Source organism: Bacillus sp. FSL H8-0547, assembly GCA_038002745.1.
Lineage (GTDB): Bacteria > Bacillota > Bacilli > Bacillales > Bacillaceae > Bacillus_P.
The window spans coordinates 2,385,957-2,408,636 of sequence record JBBODD010000001.1; the positions used below are offsets into that span (position 1 = coordinate 2,385,957).

General features: G+C 39.0%; 21 protein-coding genes and 2 riboswitches. Of the genes, 13 read left to right on the forward strand and 8 right to left on the reverse strand.

All coding sequences use genetic code 11. From position 1 onward, the window contains the following. Positions 1-4: 4 nt before the first annotated feature. The gene (locus MHB63_11705) at positions 5-670 is read right to left on the reverse strand and encodes an ABC transporter permease (GenBank protein ID MEK3807197.1); all 666 of its coding nucleotides are present in this window, start codon (positions 668-670) and stop codon (positions 5-7) included. 72 nt (positions 671-742) lie between these two features. Continuing rightward, positions 743-848: riboswitch (SAM riboswitch) on the reverse strand. 712 nt (positions 849-1,560) lie between these two features. On the opposite strand from MHB63_11705, the gene MHB63_11710 reads away from it, so the two are divergent. The 5 genes from MHB63_11710 to MHB63_11730 all read left to right on the forward strand — a co-directional run bounded on the left by MHB63_11710 (position 1,561) and on the right by MHB63_11730 (position 6,484). Next, complete coding sequence (locus tag MHB63_11710; GenBank protein ID MEK3807198.1) at positions 1,561-2,013, forward strand: fructose PTS transporter subunit IIA; 453 nt, start codon at positions 1,561-1,563, stop codon at positions 2,011-2,013. Between the two features lie 11 nt (positions 2,014-2,024). Next, positions 2,025-2,336, forward strand: coding sequence for a fructose PTS transporter subunit IIB (locus tag MHB63_11715; protein ID MEK3807199.1), 312 nt, complete (start codon positions 2,025-2,027; stop codon positions 2,334-2,336). Positions 2,337-2,415: 79 nt separating this feature from the next. After that, entirely contained in the window at positions 2,416-3,528 is a 1,113-nt protein-coding gene (locus tag MHB63_11720) for a PTS fructose transporter subunit IIC (protein MEK3807200.1), read from the forward strand. Positions 3,529-3,591: 63 nt separating this feature from the next. After that, positions 3,592-5,439 carry a BglG family transcription antiterminator gene (locus MHB63_11725; protein ID MEK3807201.1) on the forward strand — a complete coding sequence of 616 codons (1,848 nt, stop codon included), beginning with the start codon at positions 3,592-3,594 and terminating at the stop codon, positions 5,437-5,439. A gap of 13 nt (positions 5,440-5,452) precedes the next feature. Further along, a complete protein-coding gene (locus MHB63_11730; GenBank protein ID MEK3807202.1) occupies positions 5,453-6,484 on the forward strand; it encodes an oxidoreductase in 1,032 nt (343 codons plus the stop codon). Between the two features lie 207 nt (positions 6,485-6,691). Here MHB63_11730 and MHB63_11735 read toward each other — a convergent pair whose 3' ends face one another. The 3 genes from MHB63_11735 to MHB63_11745 are packed head-to-tail and all read right to left on the reverse strand — an operon-like array spanning position 6,692 to position 7,432. Further along, the gene (locus MHB63_11735) at positions 6,692-6,871 is read right to left on the reverse strand and encodes a hypothetical protein (GenBank protein MEK3807203.1); all 180 of its coding nucleotides are present in this window, start codon (positions 6,869-6,871) and stop codon (positions 6,692-6,694) included. A 36-nt stretch (positions 6,872-6,907) separates the two neighbouring features. Next, positions 6,908-7,132 (reverse strand): hypothetical protein, encoded by a 225-nt coding sequence (locus tag MHB63_11740; protein ID MEK3807204.1) that lies wholly within the window; start codon positions 7,130-7,132, stop codon positions 6,908-6,910. Positions 7,133-7,180: 48 nt separating this feature from the next. Further along, positions 7,181-7,432 (reverse strand): YHYH domain-containing protein, encoded by a 252-nt coding sequence (locus MHB63_11745; protein MEK3807205.1) that lies wholly within the window; start codon positions 7,430-7,432, stop codon positions 7,181-7,183. 817 nt (positions 7,433-8,249) lie between these two features. Between MHB63_11745 and radC the strand changes: the two genes are divergently transcribed. The 6 genes from radC to MHB63_11775 all read left to right on the forward strand — a co-directional run bounded on the left by radC (position 8,250) and on the right by MHB63_11775 (position 14,245). After that, positions 8,250-8,696, forward strand: a complete 447-nt coding sequence (radC, locus tag MHB63_11750; protein ID MEK3807206.1) for a DNA repair protein RadC — start codon at positions 8,250-8,252, stop codon at positions 8,694-8,696. A gap of 108 nt (positions 8,697-8,804) precedes the next feature. Beyond that, positions 8,805-9,347, forward strand: coding sequence for a hypothetical protein (locus MHB63_11755; protein MEK3807207.1), 543 nt, complete (start codon positions 8,805-8,807; stop codon positions 9,345-9,347). A gap of 355 nt (positions 9,348-9,702) precedes the next feature. Continuing rightward, entirely contained in the window at positions 9,703-10,728 is a 1,026-nt protein-coding gene (locus MHB63_11760) for a nucleoid-associated protein (protein MEK3807208.1), read from the forward strand. Between the two features lie 19 nt (positions 10,729-10,747). Continuing rightward, complete coding sequence (locus MHB63_11765) at positions 10,748-12,196, forward strand: hypothetical protein (GenBank protein ID MEK3807209.1); 1,449 nt, start codon at positions 10,748-10,750, stop codon at positions 12,194-12,196. A gap of 56 nt (positions 12,197-12,252) precedes the next feature. Further along, complete coding sequence (locus MHB63_11770) at positions 12,253-13,545, forward strand: AAA family ATPase (protein ID MEK3807210.1); 1,293 nt, start codon at positions 12,253-12,255, stop codon at positions 13,543-13,545. Between the two features lies 1 nt (position 13,546). Then, positions 13,547-14,245 (forward strand): HNH endonuclease, encoded by a 699-nt coding sequence (locus tag MHB63_11775; protein MEK3807211.1) that lies wholly within the window; start codon positions 13,547-13,549, stop codon positions 14,243-14,245. A gap of 579 nt (positions 14,246-14,824) precedes the next feature. Here the strand turns inward: MHB63_11775 and MHB63_11780 are convergent. Then, positions 14,825-19,225: an Ig-like domain-containing protein gene (locus MHB63_11780; protein MEK3807212.1), complete on the reverse strand. Its 4,401-nt coding sequence runs from the start codon at positions 19,223-19,225 to the stop codon at positions 14,825-14,827. Then, positions 19,204-19,353, reverse strand: a complete 150-nt coding sequence (locus tag MHB63_11785; GenBank protein ID MEK3807213.1) for a hypothetical protein — start codon at positions 19,351-19,353, stop codon at positions 19,204-19,206. The genes MHB63_11780 and MHB63_11785 overlap by 22 nt, the downstream gene beginning before the upstream one ends. A 518-nt stretch (positions 19,354-19,871) precedes the next feature. On the opposite strand from MHB63_11785, the gene MHB63_11790 reads away from it, so the two are divergent. Further along, positions 19,872-20,246 (forward strand): YciI family protein, encoded by a 375-nt coding sequence (locus tag MHB63_11790; protein MEK3807214.1) that lies wholly within the window; start codon positions 19,872-19,874, stop codon positions 20,244-20,246. A gap of 105 nt (positions 20,247-20,351) precedes the next feature. On the opposite strand, the gene MHB63_11795 is transcribed toward MHB63_11790, so the two are convergent. Continuing rightward, a complete protein-coding gene (locus MHB63_11795; GenBank protein ID MEK3807215.1) occupies positions 20,352-21,086 on the reverse strand; it encodes an AAA family ATPase in 735 nt (244 codons plus the stop codon). 29 nt (positions 21,087-21,115) lie between these two features. Next, positions 21,116-21,886 carry an alpha/beta fold hydrolase gene (locus tag MHB63_11800; protein ID MEK3807216.1) on the reverse strand — a complete coding sequence of 257 codons (771 nt, stop codon included), beginning with the start codon at positions 21,884-21,886 and terminating at the stop codon, positions 21,116-21,118. Between the two features lie 70 nt (positions 21,887-21,956). Further along, positions 21,957-22,063: riboswitch (SAM riboswitch) on the reverse strand. Between the two features lie 148 nt (positions 22,064-22,211). On the opposite strand from MHB63_11800, the gene MHB63_11805 reads away from it, so the two are divergent. After that, complete coding sequence (locus MHB63_11805) at positions 22,212-22,634, forward strand: DUF4395 domain-containing protein (GenBank protein MEK3807217.1); 423 nt, start codon at positions 22,212-22,214, stop codon at positions 22,632-22,634. The last annotated feature ends 46 nt before the right edge of the window (positions 22,635-22,680 follow it).

The following is a 22,680-nucleotide window of genomic DNA, read 5'->3' on the forward strand; positions in this document are numbered from 1 at the left end:
GTGTTTATTTCACTCGCATGTGTTTAGAAGTTGATTTCTTTTGCAAGAGGGACAGCATGCCATCTGCAAGCAGAGCGAGGATTCCGATGCTGATTGCCCCTGTTAGGATCATTTCTGTGTGAGTTCTGGCAATTCCCTGATTGATTAAAACTCCAAGTCCCCCGGCTCCGACAAAAGCTGCTATCGCCCCTATTCCAATGTTCATGACAACGGCAGTTCGCACTCCAGCAAGGATAATGGGCCATGCAATTGGAATCTGAACATACCGCAGCTGTTCCCACTTGTTCATTCCCATTCCTTTTGCTGCATCATTGACAGAAGGAGAGATGGATGAGATTGCTGTATACGTGTTTCGCATGATCGGCATCTGTGAATAAAGAACGAGAGCGATAAGGGCAGGGGTAAACCCGATTCCTTGATTAATCACTGACAGCAGCGGCATCATTAATCCAAATAAAGCAATACTTGGAATGGTCATAATGATATTGGCCAGTTGCAGAAATGTATCAGCCAAGGCTTTATTGAATGTTAATCCTATGCCAATAGGCAGCCCTAGAAGGAGGGCAATCACAGAAGACAAACCAACAAGGAGGATGTGTTCTTGGATTAAATTTAGTATTTCCGTATGGTTTCCGGCTGCATAATCTATCAGCTGTGCTATGGAATTCATATATTTCCTCCCTAAATAAAAAAACTCTTCTTATTTGAACACAAGAAGAGTTTAAAATCACAATTAAGCCTCTTCTTATCTCTCGCGCAGTTTCACGCAGGAATTGGCACAGTTTTCCTGATTGGAATCTGTTGCCGAGGCTTCAAAGGGCCTGTCCCTCCACCTCTCTTGATAAGAACACCAAGTTTTGTTATTTAATTAGAAAAAATGCAGAATGTCTTCCGACTGCTGTTACTACGGCTAATTTTTTCCTTTACTGTACGGAAGGATAGTTAAAATTATATATTTTCTGAATAGTAACAAACGTAATTATAATGCTGTATATTCCCATATGTCAACTAAGATTTTCTTCTGTATGGAGGTTTGTAGAGAATTTCCTAGCTGATGTTTAACCAGGAAACTATTAATTTTAAATAATTTATGACGTATTTCATTTCTATAGAAAAACTCTGAATAGTAATATAAGAACTAAGTGTCATCCTGGGGGTGAGAAATGAATATGCGTTTACAAGTCCCCATTGGTATAGCGTTTAACAGAACATCATGTATAAGCTCTAACTGTTAGTATTGCTTTCATGAAAGAAAGTATTGGACAGGGCATTGTCATTTCTATTTTTATCTAAAATAGACACAAGACAATTGCGGCAATACCCTGAAATTCACTGGTTGTCTTTGAAGAAAAAAATGAAAGTACTTCTGTATGCCGTACTCATTAGTACTGCCACTAGCTCAGTATCCGCTACTATCTTCTTACTTGAGAAGTCAGTAAACATAGCCTTAACCAAATTAGGTTGATGTCACCAGTGGGTGAAATATCTTGTGATGAAAAGTATGAATGCGCTTTCTATAATAAAGATACAGCTAAAGAACACCGAGGAGGTGAAGTTAAAATGACAGCTCAGCTTTTTTCAATTGATCATATGATGCTTGATCTTGACTTGCGCGACAGAGATTCTATTTTAACCACGTTGGCAACAAGAGGTTGCGGTTTAGGTGCGGCTGATGATGAAAAGGACATATTTGAAAGCATAATGGAAAGAGAAATGATGTCTACGACAAATGTTGGCAGAGGGGTTGCAATCCCTCATTGTAAATCTGAAAAAATTCAAACTCCAACCTTACTCTTTATCCGCTTAAAAAACCCTATCGAGTGGCAAGGAGAAGAAGAAAGAGTGAAGCTTGTTTTTGGTATACTTACATCTGCTGATTCCGGCAACACACATCTTGCCGTATTAGCCCAATTAGCCCGTAACTTAATGAAGGATGAGTTTATCAATAAATTGACGACGCTTTCATCTGAAGAAGAAATCTATAAAGAGATTGATCACATTATTTCTAAATAGGAGGAAGAAACATGAAGAAGATAGTTGGAATCTGTGCATGTCCAATGGGGGTGGCTCATACTTATATGGCCGCCGATTCTATAGAAGATGCTGCAAAGAAATTGGGTTGCAAAGTAAAAGTGGAAACTCAGGGAGCAGGGGGCATCGAAGATAAACTAAGCCCTTCTGATATTGAGGAAGCCGATTTGATAGTGATTGCCAGTGCCGTCAAACTTGCAGGCAGTGAAAGATGGGAGGATCACAAGGAGAAAGTGATGATAATCGATTTAAAAAGTGCAATCAAGAATGGATATGAGTTGATTGAAAAAAGGCTTGCGCAATAATACAGGCATGTTCAGCTAATATGATTATGCTTGAGAATCGTCAGTTCAAGACATCTTAAAACATAAGGGGGAGAATCATTTGGAACAATCAAAGTGGAAGGTTTTCCAACAGCATTTAATGACCGGTATTTCATACATGATCCCAATCATTGTTTCAGCCGGTATAGTACTTGGAATAGGTATTATGGCCGGACAGCTCATGGATTTTGATCCGTGGAGCAAAGAGATACTGGAAAACGGCAGTAAGCATCAGCAATTTTTCGCATGGCTGACCCAAGTAGCCGGAGCAGGCATGATGGGGCTCATGTTTCCTGTATTTGCAGCATTCGTTGCCTATAGCATTGCTGACAAGCTTGGACTTGCTCCGGGTTTCATTGGAGGTTTACTAGCTGCAGAAATGGGCTCAGGTTTTCTGGGAGCAATTGTTATCGGAATCTGTGCTGGTTATACTGTGAAATTTTTGAATGACAGGCTTAAATTCAAGCGAACCTTTCGACCGGTGAAGACGATGTTCATTGTGCCGGTATTTTCCTCCTTATTTGTAATTATAGTAAGCTATTACATAGTCGGACCTGCCGGACTTCTAGCTATCAGCGGAATCACCAGTATCATAACTGCAATCGGCAATACCGGAGAAATAGCACTTGCAGCAGTTATTGGAGGAAGCATGGCATTTGATTTAGGCGGACCAATTAATAAGACAGCTCTTGCAATATCCATGCAGTTAAATACAGACACAGGAGCTAATACTTGGGTGCCTGCCATGATTGGGGCAGTTATTCCACCGATAGGAATTGGGCTGGCTACGATCATTGATAAGTTCGTCGTGAAAAAGGCAGTCTTTGATTCACATTTGAAAGCCGATGGTATACCATGTTTTATGCTGGGATTTATGGGAATTTCCGAGGGAGCTATTCCTTTTGCCATACGTGATCCGCTGTTTATGATTCCATTGAATGTCGTTAGTTCTGCATCCGGTGCGGCTATCGCCGCATGGCTAGGAACTTCCGCGGTCACAGGGGTACCTGCAGCTATATGGGGATGGCCACTTGCAACGAATCCAATAGGCTGGGCACTTGCTGTGTTGGTCGGATCTCTCATGGTGTGCTTCGGGGCAATCTTTAGAGCAAATCATCTAATGAAGAAACCAAAGATACAAGGTGAATTAGAAAATAACATAGAAGCAGTATAAAACTTTAGTGAAATAATCTGACTCGTCAGATTCTCATATGTTTTTGGAAGGAGTTTGAGGCCAGTGGATTACCGAATACAGTCTATTCTAACCATATTATTGCAACAAGATCAGCCTGTTACGAGTACGAAGCTGGCATTGCGACTCGGTGTAAGCAGCAGGACTGTAAAGCGTCAAATGATTGAAGTCACTCATGAGCTTGAAAAGAGGGGCTTTTCGATTATATCGAGCAGGGCAGGCTATGCGGTTCAAATTTCTGACGCTGACCGATATCAGCTAAAAGATGAGATACAGCTAAACATGGCGGAAAAAACAGGAGAGGCCGGAGACGCGGCGAAAGACATTCTTCTTTATCTGCTGAGTGTCAGCTCAGCAACGATCGATGAGATGGCAGTCGATTTACATTACAGCAGAAACACTGTTTTTAATAAGATTAGAACAGTTAAACAAGAGCTGGAAAATTTCGAGTTGGAATTGGAAAGCAAACCACATCAAGGGTATAAGGTGAAAGGCAAAGAGTTTCTGAAACGGAGATGCATGGCTGTGCATTTTTCCAGAGACAATGTCTTCGTTCAACATGAATTAAAACGACTGCTAAAGAAAGAACTCGATTATGATAAGCTGCTTTACATGTTTACAATGGAGCTAAAACAAGCATCTTTAATCAAAAGCACAGAAGAAGTGCAGTTATTTTTAAAGTATATGATTGTTTCAGTATTAAGACAAAACAAGGTGAATGAACCCATCGATTTACTTGAAGAATCTTTAAATGTCACTCATCTGCGTGTTGCTTCCCAAGTGCTGAAAAACTTTCATAAGGAATATCAGTTTAAGTTTAACGAGGAAGAGCACCTCTTTTTGACAATGGTACTTGGCGGAGGCAGTGTAGTTCCGGCTGAAAAGGATAAAATTTCTGAATCGGTCGATAATGCCATTAAGAAAATTACCATTGATTTCAATGAAGAATTTAAAAGAGAAGCCGCTTTGAGGGCCTCATTAATCACTCATATCAGTTCAACCTGTAAGCGACTAAAACTGGGTATCGCTATAATAAACCCGTTAAAAGAAATGATTCAATCAAGGTATTTTATGGCTACTTATTATGCTTATATCCTTGCAGAGGAACTAAATAACAATATGGGTCTCGCTATTGATGATAGTGAAGTCGCTTATTTAGCCTTGCATTTTGAAGCGAGCATGGAAGGAAATGGACTTGTCAAAAAATTAAATGTGCTCGTTGTATGCGGAGGAGGAATTGGTACCTCTACGGTGCTGAAAAGCAAACTGGAGAGCAACTTCCCCCAACTGCTCATTGCTGATGTTCTTCCTTACTACATGTTGAAAAATCGAGATCTATCCAACATTGACTTTATCATTTCGACAAATAACATTGAGTTTGAGACGGGAAAAAAAGTAATTCGCGTTAATCCTATTCTAAATGAAAAAGATTCAGAGAGACTCTTGGAGACAATAAGGTACGGGGGAAGCAAAGACTACATAAGAGCATTTTCAGAGAAATTATTTTTTGCCAATGAGCATTTTTCTACCCGCGATGAGTGTTTGTTGTTCCTAACTAATCGTATGATAGAAGAAGGTCTGATAGATAGTAAGATCCAAAAGGAAGTCATGTTGCGTGAAGAAAAAGCACCTACAGAAATTGGGGACTTGACAGCCATTCCGCATTGTGTGACTGAAGGCCGTTCCCAGATAGCGGTGTTGATCTTAAACGAACCCATTCAATGGAAAAATGAAAAAGTCCAATTGGTCTTTTTCGGATGCATAAACCCTAAGGAAAAGCTGAGTAAAAAATATTTCCCGCAGATTTATAAAAAAGTCAGTCAAATATCTTGGGTGAATGATGTAATAGGCAACAGACAATTTGAGCCTTTTATTAAACGACTAACAACCTGAAGGGATGAAGTATATGCTTAAAATGGCGTTCATCGGATGCGGAAAAAGTACATTGCGTTACCATATGCCTTATGTAAAACAAAGAAAATCTATCCAGATCAAGTCTATTTTCACGAGAAATTGGACTGAGGAAAAAAAGGCAGCTGCTGGTTTACCAGAAAGCGCCTATGTCGAAAGTCTAGACGCTATTCTTCAAGACGACGAAATCAGTCTGATATCGATCTGTACTCCGCCTTCTTCTCACTATGAACTTGCAAAGCTCTGTTTGGAAAACGGCAAAAATGTTCTGGTAGAGAAGCCGTTTTGTGAAACGGCCGAAGAAGCTGAAGAAATTTTGAAACTGGCCAAAGAAAAGAAGCTGGTTGCAATGCCTTATCAGAATAGACGTTTTGATAGTGAGTTTTTAACGCTGTTTCAAGTCTTAGAATCAGGAAAATTGGGTGAGATCATTGAGGTGGAGCTGCATTTCGATCGTTATCGTCCTGTTGACGAGAGACCTGCAGGCAGCAATACAGACGGTGAATTTTACGGATTGGGAGTGCATTTACTCGATAAAGCACTGGCGCTGTTCGGGATGCCGCAAAGAGTTTTCTATGATATTAAAACGCTGCGTAAACCCGGAAACCCTGATGATGCGTTTGAGATGCAATTATTTTATAATACCAAAAAGGTGATTTTGAAAGTAAATCAACTGATTTGTGGAGACTATCCATCCGTTCGGATACATGGGAACACAGGCAGTTTCATCAAATATGGGATGGATCAGCAAGAAGCCTGTTTAAAAGCTGGTGTGATGCCAGGAGAAGTGCATTTTGGAGAAGACCCGGAAGAGGCGTTTGGGGTACTTAGACACGCAACTGGCGATGAAATTACTGAAACAGTCGTCCCGACAGTAACCGGGGATTATGGAGCCGTTTATGACCATATGTACCAATCAATAACTCACGGTCACCCTAAACTGATACCAGATGAAGAAATCATTGGAAATATATCCATCTTGTATAAAGGTGTTTCAGGGGATTCACCTCATTTAGTTACTTTGTAGCCGGAATTACAAATCTTGTAATATGTGCCCCAACTATAATCTGCTTCAAGGGCATATCTTAAAAAATTATTGTATTGTTTATTTAATTTCACTTAAAAAGCGCGCCCCGCAGTAAGTACTTCCAGTGAGGACGCAAGGTTCTAGTTTGAACCCATTGAAACAGTTAATAGGGCAAAAGGTGTTTATAGAAAAGGATAGGAAGGGTGATCATGGCTTAGGCTTAGCTATAAGATCACTCTTTTTTACATTGTATATTTCACAAATAAATTGTAGCTGGTCTTTATTCATGTGCTGCTTGCCTCTCTCAATGGACATCAGGGTACTGAAATCTTGTTTTCCCCCAAAAGCCGTTCCTGCATCCATAGCTTTTTCCTTTTTATCATCCATTTCTTTACTTTCTGCGTATGCTGTTGTATAACCTTCCTAACCTTCTCCATAGGAAATGATTCCTGATGAAGCATCTTCATTAGGTGTAACTTCGTTGTATCCATCTTCCAAGCCTTTTGCACGGCCGTCCTTCATTCCGTTTTGCTTATCTGACGCGTCCTGCTTTGCCTGGATTTGTTCAGGGCTGTTGTTGATCTTTGACTTATCATAGCTCTCAGGGGCTTCGCAAGGTATACCGTCGTCAACGATCCCGTTGCCCAAGCCATCCAGATTCTCAGGATCATTCTCTGCAAAATATCCTTTGGCGTTTCAATAGTTTACGACTTCATCATAGCTTGTAAATTCCGTACAGTCTTTATCGTTTCGCTGAGGCACAGTTGCCGGAGCTGTGCTTTTTGGCTCGCTTGGAGCAGTTTCTCCGCCGTTATGATAGTGATAACCGGTGCACAGACCTTTTGCCTGTGATTTGGCAATGCAATTATGTCCGCCTTTGCTGTCGGTTCTTCCTGAGTGAGCAAATGATACAAATCCATAAACGAACAAAAAGGCGAGTGTTAACAAACAAATTTTCTACTCATACTTCCTCCTGGGAATCCATTCACAATTAACTAGATTAATTTACCAGACTGCTCACATTGTACCAGAAAATCTCCCTTTTTTTATCCAATTAGTGATAAATATTTACTGAAAATAACTATAATTCAAGTTTCATGTAATAGGAGTTTTTACAGCAGAGAGCAAAGCTATTAAATAGGCTATGGATTTAAACTAACAGTGATCAGGGAGAGGATGTTGGAAATGTAAATCAAAGAAATAAACTTTTCAGGCGGCAGCACGACAGGCTGATCAAAAGAACGTCAGCCTGTAACGTGTCGCTTCCCCACTAAACCTCCCGATAACCACAGTCCGTAGGTTCCTGTGCCGTTTGTGGCAGGCCGCCGCGGCGAACGAGCCGGGGAGGGCAACAACAGAAGTTCTCTTACTTTTTTACATAACAAAGCATGGAAAGCAGCCTTGATGGCTGCTATTTTTATTGGACTTTTCCCTTTTGAATCCGAATCGTAAAACAGTGCAGGCCGACTACACCCCAGTCCGGCAGGGGCCCGACCCTATCCGGCCTGAGATGAAGGCGGCGAGCCATCCAGTCAAGGGGTCCAAAACTTTTTTATAGGCGCTTTTGCATAAAAAACTTTAGGACTAATCCCTTGACCGGATGTCTATGCGTGTTTTTCGTTCTCCTTGCAAAAGGGGAAAAATCATCCCCCTTTGGGGAACATCAGCGCTTCCGATTCAAAGGGAAGACAGAGACGGCATAAAAGGCAGGAGGAAGGACAAGGCGTTACAAAACTTAGCAAAGGGGAAATGAGAAATGAACAAATTGGAAGCAATTTTTGAGGTCGTGCGCATCAGGCAGGAAATCAGGGAAGCGAAAGAAGAGTTTGCGTCATACAAAATCACGTCACCGATGGATGCAGAGAAGCTTGCGGCATTCTATATCGCTGATGAGGACAGGGAAGTGTTTCTTGTGATGATGCTGAACACGAAAAATGAAGTCATCGGGCTTCACCGGTCATCTGTCGGCAGTTTGAATGCAAGCATCGTTCACCCTAGAGAGGTCATGAAGGCCGCGATTTTAAACAACGCCGCCTCCATCATCGTCAGTCATCAGCACCCGTCAGGAGACCCGACACCGAGCAGGGAAGACATAGAGGTGACGAGAAGAATTAATGAAGCAGGAAAGACGATGGGCATCCAGCTTCTTGACCACATTATTGTCACACACAAAGGAAGTTACGTGAGCTTGAAAGAAAAGGGTCATATCTAAGGCAAAGGGGCTTATGCCCCTTTGGTTTTACTAGACATTACGGGAGGGTAAGAAAAACGTTCGTTTTCTTTGAATAAAACAGGCATCGAGCCTGTAAAAGGCAAAAACATGAAAACTAATACAACAAAGGATGTGAAAAAAATGGGGATCAAGACATGCCCATACTGCGGAAGCAAGGTGAAAAAGATAAAGGAAAGGCTCTTTTACTGTGACTTTTGCGAGATGAGGCTTGCAGAAGACCTTGTAAAAGAAAACCATGAACGCCTGCAGGTGAGGGTACGTGAGTTTGCGGCCGATCATTATGTTAGCAGGTCCACGCCGGATCTTATGGGACTTTCCAGTTTTGAGCTTTTGCAGCTGCTTAAATTTATCAGAAAAGAGAGAAGCGACATGTATCATCATTTGTCTGTGTTTAAAAGAGCCGAAAAGCAGGTTCAGACAGGGGAATTTAAAGACATGGAACAAGAGTCAGGGAAAGAATACGAGTATCTGACAAGGAAAATGTTTGTGCTTGAGAATATTATCCGTGAACGGCTTGGGTATGTGCCTAGAAAGATAACAGAGGCTTATCTGTTAAGTTATTTAGAGAATATAAAAAAGGATAAGACTGCGCCTATGCTTATTAAACAAGAAAGGCAGATAGAGATTTAACAACAGCTGTATATGACTTTGCTTGATACCACATAGTACAAAGAGCAGATCTTGTATTACAAATTTTTTCTTGGATGGCCACTATTTAATAGTAGAAACTTGGCAAAGAGGAGCATAAATTTTGTCTATAAATCAATTATACTTGTAAATTACAATCTGTCTTTAGACTGATTTCTACTAAAAATATATGAAAAATAAATTAAATTTAAAGATGTTCTATATGGTTTTTTTATACTATTTTAGTAAAAAATATAATTTTAATGGTATGATAATCCTATTAATCTTTATAAATAAATTGCGTTTATATATGAATTGAAGAAGTCTCAGCTAAATTAATATAAACCAGGAGGTAAATATGTCGATTACTATTAAACAAATGATTGCGCACGACATGGATTTGAAAAAAGAGAGTCCTTTATTAGCACCTGACATTATTAACTTAACAAGTGTACCTACTGTAATTTTTGATTTCTTCACAAGGCATATTCAAAACTCCTTAAATGCACGACAAATAAAAGCTTGTACATTTAATGATAGCTCTACTTATGTACAAACAAAAGTTAACGTGATAGCTAAGAATTTAACTATGACTCCTATATTTGTAAATGAAACTCATGAACTTACAAAAGACTTATTTTTAAAAATGAAAGCTACTTCTTCGAAAAGCAGCGGAGCTTTATTTTTCTTAATATATGATATTGATGGTGAAGATTATCTTGGAATTATGAAAATGGATCAAAACAACGGAATACAAATAAATAAAGTGACCTTTTCATTGGAAGTTCAAGAGAACATGTTACCTAATCCGGAAGATAAGTTACATAAATGTGCATTTATCAAATTAATATCAGATTTTAAGAACGAGAATGTACATTTACATATTTTAGATAGACAAAAAGCATCAGGGGAAGTTTCACAATTCTTTATGAATAGTTTTTTACAATCAAATGAAATATTGAATGACAAAATAATGACCAAAAGAGTTGTGGATAAGTTACATGAAATTGCCGAAAGAATTGTTCCTAAAGAGCAGGTATTACCATTTCAGTTTTCAATAGATAGGCTATTTCAAAATGGGAAAGAAATTGATTTGGATTTGGATCTCGAAAAACTGGTTATACCATATATAAACGAAGAAAAACAGAGAGCAGATTTTATTGAAAGTTTTAAGACATCATTAAGGTCTGAATTTGAAGACGTGAAATTTCAATTTAAAGCTGAAAAAGAACCGACAGTCATGTGTTTTAATAGTGCAGGAAAAGAAATTAAAATTGAGTTTCCAATTGAGTTTTTTGGTACACTTGTAAAAATAGATCAAAGTACACAGGGAAAAACGATAATTACAATAGAAGATATGGAATTACTGCAAAAAACCAAATAAACCGAAAAGGAAGATCTGTATGTCATATATAGATTCTTTTCTGAAAATATTAAAATATATTGGGGATACTTCTAAGGAAATTGCATACAAAGAAGATGATTGTAATGTTAAAGTGCAATTCTCTTCTTCAATGAGTACATTCATTGCGCTTACAAAAGAGCATTGGATATTAGAAGATATTAGAGCTGATGTATATAGTCTTTTCGTTAAGTATGAGCAAAGAATTGTTACCTTTTCTGAATTGACAAGTAAAAAATTCGACGTCGGAAAAGAAGCCACTTTAGTAATACATTTTAATAAAGAAAAAAATTTGTATAAAGATAATAAAACGCTGTTAATTTTTTTTAGAATGTCACCTTTTATTGAAAAATTAAAAGAGAATAATTATGACTTTTTTCAAGTAAATAAATATCAAAAATTTATCTTCTTACCTATAAAACATAATTATTCTAATGGGATAATTAGCCTTTGCACTATTCAAACGTTTAATGAGGGTGAAAACTATTTACGTGAAATAGAAAAAAAATTACTTAATCGATTAACAATGACAAGAGAGATTTTTAAAGATTATTACTCTTTTGAAAAATTTCCGTTGCCAAGTATATTTAAGTTTGATGATGTTAAAGAAACAGATATTGCTAACGTGTTAAACTATAATTTAGTAATCCTAACATGTAAATATATAGCTAATAAAGAATCTGACAACACTCTTATTTTTAAAGGGTTTCAAAATATTGAACTTAAAATAGGGAATTTCTTTTCTCCAGAAAATGCAAGTGATTTTTCTTTTCTATTTGATTTAATAGCTGACAAAGAAAAATTTGTTGATAAAGTCGAAATCACACGAAATGTATTTTCATTATATTTATCTGACAATGATTCTATAGAAAAATTAGATTCAATAATAAAAAAAGTACGTGGTACTATTGAAGACCATTTTCAGGCATACATACAAAAGCAAATTAAAGATTTTTTTGATCAAAGGAAAGATTTAGTTAAAGAAGCTTATTCTGTGGCTATAGAAGCAAAGGATGTTGCTGATAAAATCATTAACAACATTAATTTAATGTTGATAGGTTTAGTAACAGCATCTTTGACGGGAGTGTTCGCATTTTCAAAAGGAGATAAATTCATCTTTTTACTAGCTCTCGTTTTCCATACAATGTATTTTGTAATTAATTTTATAATTAATATTTTTCATCATAAAGACAAGAAATACGATATTGAGAACTCCTTCGATAATTATGTTGCTCAATTCACTATTCTTAAGGAAAAAGAAGTGGAAAAGATAAAGAATACTTATTTAATGCCAGCGATTAAAAGATTAAAGAACACTTTACGTTGGTACATTATCATTTCTTTAATCCTAATCATCCTAATGAGTATAGTAACATATATAGGGTTTCAAAATAATGAAAAAATGTATCAACAAGAAAAGAAACAATATTTCTTTGTAATAGAAAAATAGAATTTTATGAAGCTTTATTAGCAGTAGTTGTGACACACTAATCTAAGGAGAATTATATGAAAAATACCTTCGTTTCAAAGATTATGATTAATAAGGCTAGGCATTTAAAAAATATTACGTTAGAGCTTTCTCGTCACGAAAGAAAACACTTAATATTAACTGGTAAGAACGGAAGCGGTAAAACCTCTGTTCTTCAAGCTATTAGGAACAATCTTAAAGTAATTGAAGATAAAAACGTTACGAATGTAGAAAATTGGAAAGGTTTTATTTTAAATCAAAACAATATAGTTAAAGACCTAGAAAGGCAGCTTAAAGAAGAAAAAATTCCTACTGAAGAAAGAAGTAGACTAGAACAATACATAAATAATAGTTTAAGAGATATAGATCAGATGTCCAAATCTGTTGATAAATATGAACATAGTGTTAGGGTTCATTTTAATAATCCAAGTATATTAGAGTCAATGTATGATAATGGTCAATTTATTTTGGCATACTATGATTCAAAACGAAGTTCAAATATGAACATTCCTTCTGGTATTAAAAAGATTGAGCTAAATACTACTTATAAATTTGATGAAAATCCGGGTATAAGCTTTGTTCAATATTTAGTAAATTTACGAGCACAAAAGTCTTTTGCAAGAGATGAGGGTCACCATGATGAAGTTAGGAAAATTGACAGATGGTTTAGAAAATTTGAACGCGGATTACGTGATGTTTTTGAAAAAGACATAAAACTTGAATTTGACTATCAAAATTATAATTTTAATATAATTGAAACGGGAAAAGAGAAATATAACTTAAATACTTTGTCAGACGGATATTCGGCAGTCTTAAACATTATAACTGATTTAATTATGAGAATGGAAAAAAGGAATTCAAAGGCGTATGACATAACAGGAGTAGTCTTAATTGATGAAATTGAAACGCATTTACATGTTAGTTTGCAAAAGAAAATACTCCCATTTTTGTCTGATTTCTTTCCGAATATCCAATTTATAATTACAACACATTCGCCATTCGTCTTAAACTCGATAGAAGACGCAATTATATACGATTTAGAACATCAGTTAAGATTAGAGGATTTATCTTCATTGTCTTATAGTGGAATTATAGAAGGTTACTTCAATATAGATAAGTATTCTAATATTGCTAAGGATAAATTTAAGGATTATCAACTACTTTTTGAGAAGGATAGATTAAATATGTTAAATAATGAAGAAATAGATAGAATGATGGATCTAAAAATGTACCTTAAAGAAGTACCTGATTATTTATCTCCGGAGTTAAAGAGTAAATTTTATGAATTAGAAGCGATTAGAATTGCTGATAACATGGAAATGAAAAAATAAGATGATTACATTGATAAAGTCACAACCGGAACCAGATGATTTACAGAAGGAACGCGAAAAGGCCTATGGAGATTATAAAACACCAAAGGTACTAGACCAAATTAAAGAAGATTTTAAGAATAAATGTTACATTTGTGAAATGAAAAATCCTCCTGTTATTAATGTTGAACATTTTATTCCGCATAAAGACGATCATACGTTGAAATTTCAATGGGATAATTTATTTTATGCATGTGGTCATTGTAATAATATTAAACTAGCAAAATATAATAATATCTTGAATTGTACAAATTTAAAAGATGATGTTGAGAATGTAATTAGACTTAAAATGGATCCATTCCCCGTTACAGATGTTGAAGTAATTATAAATAATTACAAATTATCTACTGATAAAAGGGTCACACAAACTGTTGAAATGTTAAATAAAGTTTATAATGGCAGTACTAATCTTAAAGAAATTGAAGCATACAATATAAAAAATCATTTACTTACCGAGATAGTTAAATTCCAAAAACTGTTAATTGAATACTACGAATTTTACTATGATAACGAAATAAAAGAAGAGATAAAAATAAGTATAGTCAGACATTTAAGTAAAGCATCTTCGTTTACTTCATTTAAATGGTGGATTGTTAAGCAAAATACAAGTTATTTAAATGAATTTGGAAGTTATATAGAAGAAAACAAAATAACCAGTTAATAAGATTTTGTTTAAAGAAGAGGAAATTTTTGCATTGAATAGAAAATGATATTCAGGGTATTTTGGAATTTCTAATTTTACTCTTTTGAATAAAGTTAAATTACTCAGTTTACAATAATACAGATTATTATTAATAAAAGATTTTTAAAAGAGCAGCGTAAACTGCTTTTTTTGTTTGTGAAAAATTTGATGTTAGTTGCTATATAGCGAAAATAAGCTGTCTCATATTTTAGAATCTACTTAATCATCAATCGGGCCAGCTTTTTGATTAAGGCAATTAACTTGCGGAATATTCAATGATTTGCAATATTCTCTCGAAAGTGCTGTATTGTATATAAAAGAATAGTGTAGCTTTGTCGCAAAAACGGTCGTTTTTGTTACATGATTAGTAGTTTTATAAAAACATCCATAAACTCAGAAAATGGATGTAACAAAAATGTGTAACAAAATAATATGTAACTATTTTGTACTCTCAGAGATTTTGTTACATAAAATACATCTCACCAAAAAGCATGCAGATTAAACCCTGCATGCTTTTTCACCTTCCTTTTGTGTTTTTACATTCTGCTTCCCTGCTTATTATTTCACTTTCACACTCGCAGCTTTGCTCACATTTCCTGCTGCATCAGCAGCGGTGATGCGGAGGGTGGTACCTTTCTTTTGTTTGGGAATTGCAGCGTTGAACTTCCCTTTAAGGTCTGCCTGGGCGCTTCCGATGACCTTTTTGCCGACTTTAATTGTGATGGTGGCATGAGCCTCTGATTTGCCTGTGACAGATGTAGAACGGCTGACTACTTTGTCTGCTTTTGGAGCTTTAGGCGCCGTTTTATCTGTGACAATGACCGTTCTGGTGCCACTGATGTTGCCGTCTGCATCCGTTGCTGTAAGGTAAATGGCTGTTCCAGCTTTTTGTTTAGGTATCTTCACTTTGAAATTGCCTGAAGCATTTGCAGTTGCCGTATACTTTTTCTTTTTTGTTCCGATTGTCACCGTTACAACCGAGCCTGCTTCTGCTTTTCCGGTTACTTCCTTAGAGTGATCTGAAACTTCGTTCGCTGTTGGAATCGTTGAATCAGCCGTTGCTTTTACCGTAATGCTCAGTTCCTCGCTCACATTTCCAGCTGCATCTGCTGCTGTCATTTTCAGAACGGTTCCAGCTTTTTGCTTAGGTATGGTTACCTTGTAAGAACCTTCGGAATCCGCGGCTGCTGTATATTTATCTTGTCCACTCATAACGGTAACAGTCGAGCCTGCTTCTGCTTTTCCTGTCACTTCTGTCGATTGATCTGATACTTCACCCGCAGTAGGTTTGCCAGGAGCTGTTTTATCTTTTACTGTAATGCTCAGTTCTTCGCTCACATTTCCAGCCGCATTTGCTGCTGTAATCTTCAGCACGGTGCCTGCCGTTTGCTTAGGAATCGTGACTTTAAAGGCGCCTGAAGAGTCTGCAGCTGCCGAATATTTCTCTGTCCCGATCGTCACAGTCACCGTCGAACCGGCTTCCGCTTTTCCTGTAACTTCTGTCGATTGATCAGATACTTCATCCGCTGTCGGTGCAGGGACGGCAAACTTATGCGTATAAATCTGCTCGCTGTATTCTGCTTGTCCTCCGGCATCTAAGCCATAGGTAAACCAGTATTTAATGACATCCCCCTCTTTTACATCATTCAATGTGTAAACGGAGTAGTTATCACCGGCTTTATTCATCATGATGTTCTGCTGCGTAGTGCCATTTTTAATGTAATGAATAATGGCCCAAGGAGCATCATTCACATAAAACTCTACAGAATTTTCCTTGATGGTTCCGACACCGTAGCCTTCTTTTTCCGGCGCTGGAGGATCAGCCGGATCTGCAGGCAGCTCTGGGATTTCATAAAGATGCACGTTATCAATCGTTACGGTATGCTCTGCCAGTGCGTCTTGTCCATCCACTTTCCCTAATGCGAAAATAAGCTTTGCAGCAGGGTCGGTATTCTTTTCATGAGTAAATTCGATCGCATAGGTATTTGCCTCTTCATTTACTTCAATCGTTTCCCACACATATTTGTCATAGCTGGCGCTTTCAAGAATTGCATCTATTTTTCTTCCAATGGTAGAAGACATATCAAAAACCAGTCGGTAGGACTTTGATTTTTCTAATGAAAGGCCAAGCTGGCTGAATTGAATGCTCCAGAAGTCACTGCCCAGTGATGGGATCGTTATTTGCTTCTTTTCGCCTTCATTGCTGGAAGTTGCTCCAACATTCGACCATACTTCCCATGAAGCATTTCCATCTTTAAATGAAGGGTTTTTAATCTTGTTTGAAGCAGGATTTTTCATTTCAAGGACGACATGATCAATGGTAATGCCATGCTGGTCATAATCAGCATATTTACCTAATAAGAAATTTAATTCGACGATTTCTTCTGCTGTTGCTTTGAATGAATAGGTATATTTTTTACTTTCCTGTGTTAAAGATAGAGTTTTCTCAAATACTCTGTTATATGCCGCGTTTTGAACAACCAATTCCATATCCCGCGGAATTGTTGAACTGGCATCAAAGGAGACTACATACTCCTTGTCTTTAAGAAGCTGAAGTCCGGTTTGCTTGAATTGTACAGCCCATTTTTCAGCTCCCGCACCACTGGCATCAAACTTTGGAATGGTGATTTCAGCTTTACTATCCTCTGCGTTTATCTCATTGATAAAAGCATCATTGTTTTTCCAGCTCCATGCAGACCATGAAGTCAGCTTCTGGCTGAACGAACCGTTTTTTAACGGGAATAGCTGATCTGCCGGTACTTGCGGTTCAATTGCGACAGTCACCGTGCATGCTGCTGTTTTTTGTCCATCTTCGGTTGTTGCCGTAATGGTCGCTGTTCCATTTTTCACAGCCGTTAAAACACCGCTGGCGCTAACTGTAGCCACAGTTTCGTCGCTTGAGGACCAGGTTACTTTCTTATTCGTTGCATTTGACGGTTCAACTGCCGCTGACAGAGTTGTTTTTTGCCCTGCAGCTGTTAATACAGCTTCCGTTTTATTAATTTTTACGCCTGTAACAGGAACTGGTTCTTCTTCCTTCACTTCCTGGTCATACACGCGAACATAGTCTACTTGCATGGAAAGAGGGAAATCATCCGGTGATGGTTCTATTCCTCCGTCGAACCATCCTCCCAATGCAAGGTTCATGATGATGTAAAAGTCCTGATCAAATGGGGCACGCGGATTCTCCCTAGCCGCTGCTGAATACCATTGTTCCTTTGTCACGCTGTAAAAAAACTTGCCGTCCACATACCAGCTGAGGATATCTTCCTCCCATATTAAACTGTAAACATGGTAGTCTGTATCAATTCTTCCTCCGTCAGCAAAGGTTTGATCACCGGAAAGATACTTATTTAATGGCCATTCATCGCCAAAGTGGATCGCTCCGCTTGTCGATTCGGGAACACGTCCCCTTGCTTCCATGACATCTATTTCACCAGAAGAAGCCCAGCCTCCATATACATCATCATTCGGCAACATCCAAAGTGCAGGCCAGGCTCCGGTAACGGCAGGAAGCTTTGCGCTGAAATCAATTCTGCCATATTTAAACGTGAATTTATCCTGTGTCGTGATTTTTCCCGAAGAGTAGGGGGCTACACGGTTCGGATCCTGCGGGAATGTCTTCGGATCGTCGAGCGCCTTTATGTTTAATTTCCCGTCTTCTACAAAAACATTATCCTCACTGTCCGTATAATGCTGAAGTTCATTGTTGCCCCAGCCCCAAGTGCCGGGGTCATCATTCAGATAGTATCCTGTGGAATAATTCCATTTGGTTTCATCTAGTTCAGTGCCGTTAAATTCATCGCCCCAAGTTAAATTCCAACCTGCAATTTCTGAGTTCTCAGACGTGCCGATTTGGATATCATCTAACTTTGTTTCGTCCGGGCGATAGGCATCCGGATTTCCGATGAATTTGTACTGAACATAGTTGTCTCCGATTTCTCCGCCTTTTTCTCCATTCAGCGGATAGCCAATGCGGAAATCCATGTCCTCCTGAATAGGCTGGAACCAAAGCCCAAAGATGTAATCCACCCAGTAGCCCCACTGATTGGCAGAAGACATCCGGTTGTATCCATTAGAAGAATAGCTGAATTTAGTTAAACTGGATTCCAGGATATTGACCCACTCGCCATCAATCTTCACTTCATAAACAAATTTATCAACTTCACTTTTTATAGCGGAGCCGCCGTCTATTTTAGGAATAGGCAGGCCAATTGCCCCGTTTTGATCCGCTTCAAAAGTGGATCTGCCGTCAAAATTCGTGATCTTGAAGGAGTTTCTCACAGGGACCGTAACCTTCAGCGTGTATTCAACAAACACATCAGGATTTGTTTTAGATGCCACTTTCACCTGCGTGGTTTCTTCTACCGGATTAAACCAATAGCCGCCGGGGCCTTCCCACCAGTTTCCGAAATTCTTATCGTAGATCCATCCGCTGGCTGCATTGTTATCAATCGAAACCCAGTCACCATCCTGCTTTACAAAGAGGGCGATATCATCCTTTACATCTTTAAAGGTAGCCCCGTTGTTAAATCTCGGAAATTCAAACCCGACCCCGCCTGAAGGTGATACATCAAGTGCAGTAGCACCAGCCGGGGACATGGATGTGATCGGCTGAGGAACCGCAGGTGTAACGTTTAATGTGTACTCAACAAAAATGCCTGGATTCGTTTTGGAAGCCACTTTAACCTGCGTGGTTTCTTCTACCGGATTAAACCAATAGCCGCCCGGACCTTCCCACCAGTTTCCGAAATTAGAGTCATAAATCCATCCGCTGTCCGGATTGTTATCGATTGAAACCCACTCATTATTCTGTTTCACAAAAAGGGCAATATCATCTTTTACGTCATCGAACGCTGCCCCATTATTGAATGTTGGAAATGGAAATCCCGCACCGCCGTCAAATCCTACTTTTATAGAAGGATCGCCGACCAGAGTCATGGATGTAATAGTCTGCACAGCGGCAGTTCCGGCCTCATTATTGCTTGTCCCTCTGCATTGCCTGTTAGTAAACCGGCATTGAATATGAGCATTTGAATGGCCAATAAAAGAATCAGGATCCGCTTTGCTTTAGGCTTTCTTGTCATGTATTCATCTCCTTATTTCATTTTTTCTTCGCGTAAAACGTTTTGAATAGTTGAATGACATCTAGTCTTATAGAACTATAACCTTCACCCCACAGTTTGTTAGCGCTCTCATTTGATTTGACCATTCTATCTTTAAATGGAGTCATTTGTTAGGGAGGGAATTTTGTATAGAGTGCAGATATTTTGTTTTCGCCTTGAAACATGAGGCAGTTTAAGAGATTTGGAGAAGATTCAGATGTTTTTTGTTTTATGGAAAGAAGGAAAGAGGGAAGTATGACCTATGATTATGTGTAACATCTAAGGATTTGTGCATGCTTAAGCAGGATCGGTTCTAACTCTTCCTTTTTTTAAAAAAGGAGAATAGCCTCTGATTATTGAAATGATAGAGAAGGTTATAAAAAGTTTGATGTTTTGGTAGCTTTAGTCGGATTTCTTACACTTACAGTCCAAGTCCATTTGTGGTGAACAAAACAGCGGTAGTATTAGTTGGAAATTTGAGAGCTGAAGGAGAGGAAATCATGATCTTTTTATGTATGGGCTATTTCAGCCCGCAAAAAATGAATGCACGGCCAAGAGAAGAAATTGAGGCGGTTATGAGTGAATGCCAGCCTGTAATCGAGAATTTTTATGAAAGCGGTAAGGTGCTTCTTGATGCAGGTCTTGAATCTGAAGTTAAGAGTCTTCGCCGTGTAAACGGTCAGGTTGTTGTAGCAGATGGTCCATTTAAAGAAACGGAAGATCTGATCGGCAGTGTCTTTGTTTTTGAAGCAGAAAGTATGGATGAAGCAATTAAACTGGCCTCTCTTCATCCAACAACGCAAATCAGCCGAGGAGAAGAATTCGGCTGGCGGATTGAAGTCCGACCTGTTCATTTCTTTAAGAATGAAAAATGAGCTGCCTTGATAAAGTGTAACTGGTGATCAGAATGAATCTCCCACTGCCGGAACTCCAATGGAATAAAAGAAAGGGAACTCCAATTTCCGGTGGAGTTCCCATTTTTATTCCTCTTTAAAAAGCTCCTCCAAAAACCGCTCCCGGTTTTCGAGAAAGTATTTCGTTATTTGATAGTGATCCGTATCTTCGTACGTCCTTTTTGTAATTTGTTCATCGTCAAAGCTTAGAATGTCAGCGCCCGGAAAGCCAAGCAGGATGGGGGAATGAGTGGCAATAATGAACTGAGTGTCTCCGCTTTTCGTCAAGTCGTGAAGGATGCGGAGGAGGGTCAGCTGCCGTGACGGGGACAGCGCTGCCTCCGGCTCATCAAGCAAATAAATGGCTTTGCTGCCGAAGCGGTTCAGGAACAGGGACAAGAACGACTCACCGTGAGACTGTTCGTGAAGCGATTTTCCTCCGTATGCACCGAAGACATCTCCTGATAGAGGATCTTCACTGAGCTCTTCAAGATGGGAGGCAAACTGGAAAAAAGATTCTGCTCTGAGAAAGAAACCATTTTTCACTTTGGGCATCCAGCCGAGCCGGATATAATCGCCAAGGTCTGACTGCGAGCTCCTCGGCTTGTAGAGATGGTGGCTTCCGCCTGCAGTGTTAAAGCCGCACTGATAGGCAACGGCCTCCATCAAAGTCGATTTTCCCGAGCCGTTTTCACCGACGAAAAAAGTAACAGGGCTTGTCAGCCTCAGCTCATCCATACGGGCAATGGCCGGAATGGAAAAGGGATATGTTTTAAAAGAGGGGATATTCTCTTTCAGCAGTTTGATTGATTTTAAGAACATGTTCATCACCTGTCTACAGTTTAGCAGATTCAGACAGACAATTTATACTCCCTGGAGCAGCAAAGTTCAATATAGCCGGCTGTTTTTTCTGCAATGATATCTTTGTCAAAATCCATTGAGGCCACATGATAGGAATTCGTGAGGCTGACCATCTGTTTAAAAGGAGATGAGATGGCATGGAAAAGAACATCTGAGCTTGAGGCCGGAACAACATGGTCTTCTTCTGATTTGAAAATCAGGGCCGGACAGGTTACTTCAGAAAGCACGGGTTTCGTTGTATTAATGAGCGTCAGCAGGTTGTGGACGGCTTTAATCGGAACGGCTTCATACGTAATTTCTTCAATATCGTCCGCTTTGATATCCGGTCTTCCTTCTGGAATGAAACGGGGTTCGATTTCGTGCTGAAAAACCTCATAGCCTGGAACACTGAGTGCTGCATTGATGGTGATAAGGCCGTCAATTTCCTGGTGCCTGCAGGCAAGGTGAGCCGCTAATATTCCGCCCATGGACTGTCCGGCGACAAAGATTCTGCGGCACACTTTTCTAAGCTTTTTATAGGCTTCTTCGATATTTTGAATCCAGTCTGTAAAGCAGCAGTCTTCAAAATCGAGGGGAGTAGTTCCGTGGCCTTTCAGGCGCGGGGCATAAACGGTATAGCCCTTTGCGGCCAAAAGTTTTCCAAGCTCGCCTACACTCTGAGGCGTACCGGCAAATCCGTGGCACAGAAGAATGCCAATCTCATTTCCTTTATGAAAAAAGCTTTCAGCTCCTGCAAGGACAGGCACATGTTTCGTCGTCATCATCATTTCCTCCCAATCAATTTTGAACTAAAAAACCCTCTCCTGCTTACAGCTGACAAGAGAGGGTTTGTCTTTATCGGCCAAAGCATCGTGCTTTGCTGGTTGGAGCACCTTTCCGGCGTGCGGCGGCTGCTGTGAAGTCATGGAGCCAGATCTCTCGTTCACTCTTGATAGTTTATATTTAATTCTTATTGGTTTAGTCGGTTTTAATGATCTTATCATGCTGGAGAGATAGCTGTCAATCACTTCCTGGTGCAATCCTCTTCACAAAATTGCCTGCCTGGAGTAAAATACTTATATTCCAATCAGATAGGTGGGTTTTAGTGTGAAAACCATTCCAAAACCTCTAGTGTTAGTCAATCAATGGGTGATCGTTCTATCCGCTGCAGCGTTCTGGATCAGCGGCATGGGCGCTTTTTTACTGGTGCCTCTTACGGCCGGAATTATGGGACTGCTAGTAAAGGTAAACCCGATTATGAAAGCAGCCGCGACGTTTTTGAAGAAAGAGCCTTCAGCTTACATACAGGAGGATTTTGATCAGCAGCAGTTTAATCAGGCAATTGCTGTAGTCTGCCTGAGCCTTGGATATGCTGGATACGCGCTTGACTGGACGGTCCTTGCCTATGCGGCGACTATTATGGTTGCCATTGCTGCATTTACCGCGATTCTCGGTTTTTGCATCGGCTGCTTTATCCGTTTTCAGTGGCAGCAGTTTAAATACCGCAGACTTTCTAAGCAGTCCAACTGATTTTTTAAAAAAGTGTTGACTTTCAGAAAATACGAGAGTAAAGTAA

Bases quoted from the DNA above. Each gene is read 5' to 3' on its own strand.
- MHB63_11785 (MEK3807213.1), bottom strand. From the start codon at position 19,353: ATGACAAGAAAGCCTAAAGCAAAGCGGATCCTGATTCTTTTATTGGCC.
- MHB63_11755 (MEK3807207.1), top strand. From the start codon at position 8,805: ATGAAAACTAATACAACAAAGGATGTGAAAAAAATGGGGATCAAGACA.
- MHB63_11730 (MEK3807202.1), top strand. From the start codon at position 5,453: ATGCTTAAAATGGCGTTCATCGGATGCGGAAAAAGTACATTGCGTTAC.
- MHB63_11715 (MEK3807199.1), top strand. From the start codon at position 2,025: ATGAAGAAGATAGTTGGAATCTGTGCATGTCCAATGGGGGTGGCTCAT.
- MHB63_11735 (MEK3807203.1), bottom strand. From the start codon at position 6,871: ATGGATGATAAAAAGGAAAAAGCTATGGATGCAGGAACGGCTTTTGGG.
- MHB63_11790 (MEK3807214.1), top strand. From the start codon at position 19,872: ATGATCTTTTTATGTATGGGCTATTTCAGCCCGCAAAAAATGAATGCA.
- MHB63_11770 (MEK3807210.1), top strand. From the start codon at position 12,253: ATGAAAAATACCTTCGTTTCAAAGATTATGATTAATAAGGCTAGGCAT.
- MHB63_11760 (MEK3807208.1), top strand. From the start codon at position 9,703: ATGTCGATTACTATTAAACAAATGATTGCGCACGACATGGATTTGAAA.
- MHB63_11765 (MEK3807209.1), top strand. From the start codon at position 10,748: ATGTCATATATAGATTCTTTTCTGAAAATATTAAAATATATTGGGGAT.
- MHB63_11710 (MEK3807198.1), top strand. From the start codon at position 1,561: ATGACAGCTCAGCTTTTTTCAATTGATCATATGATGCTTGATCTTGAC.
- MHB63_11705 (MEK3807197.1), bottom strand. From the start codon at position 670: ATGAATTCCATAGCACAGCTGATAGATTATGCAGCCGGAAACCATACG.
- MHB63_11775 (MEK3807211.1), top strand. From the start codon at position 13,547: ATGATTACATTGATAAAGTCACAACCGGAACCAGATGATTTACAGAAG.
- MHB63_11795 (MEK3807215.1), bottom strand. From the start codon at position 21,086: ATGTTCTTAAAATCAATCAAACTGCTGAAAGAGAATATCCCCTCTTTT.
- MHB63_11800 (MEK3807216.1), bottom strand. From the start codon at position 21,886: ATGACGACGAAACATGTGCCTGTCCTTGCAGGAGCTGAAAGCTTTTTT.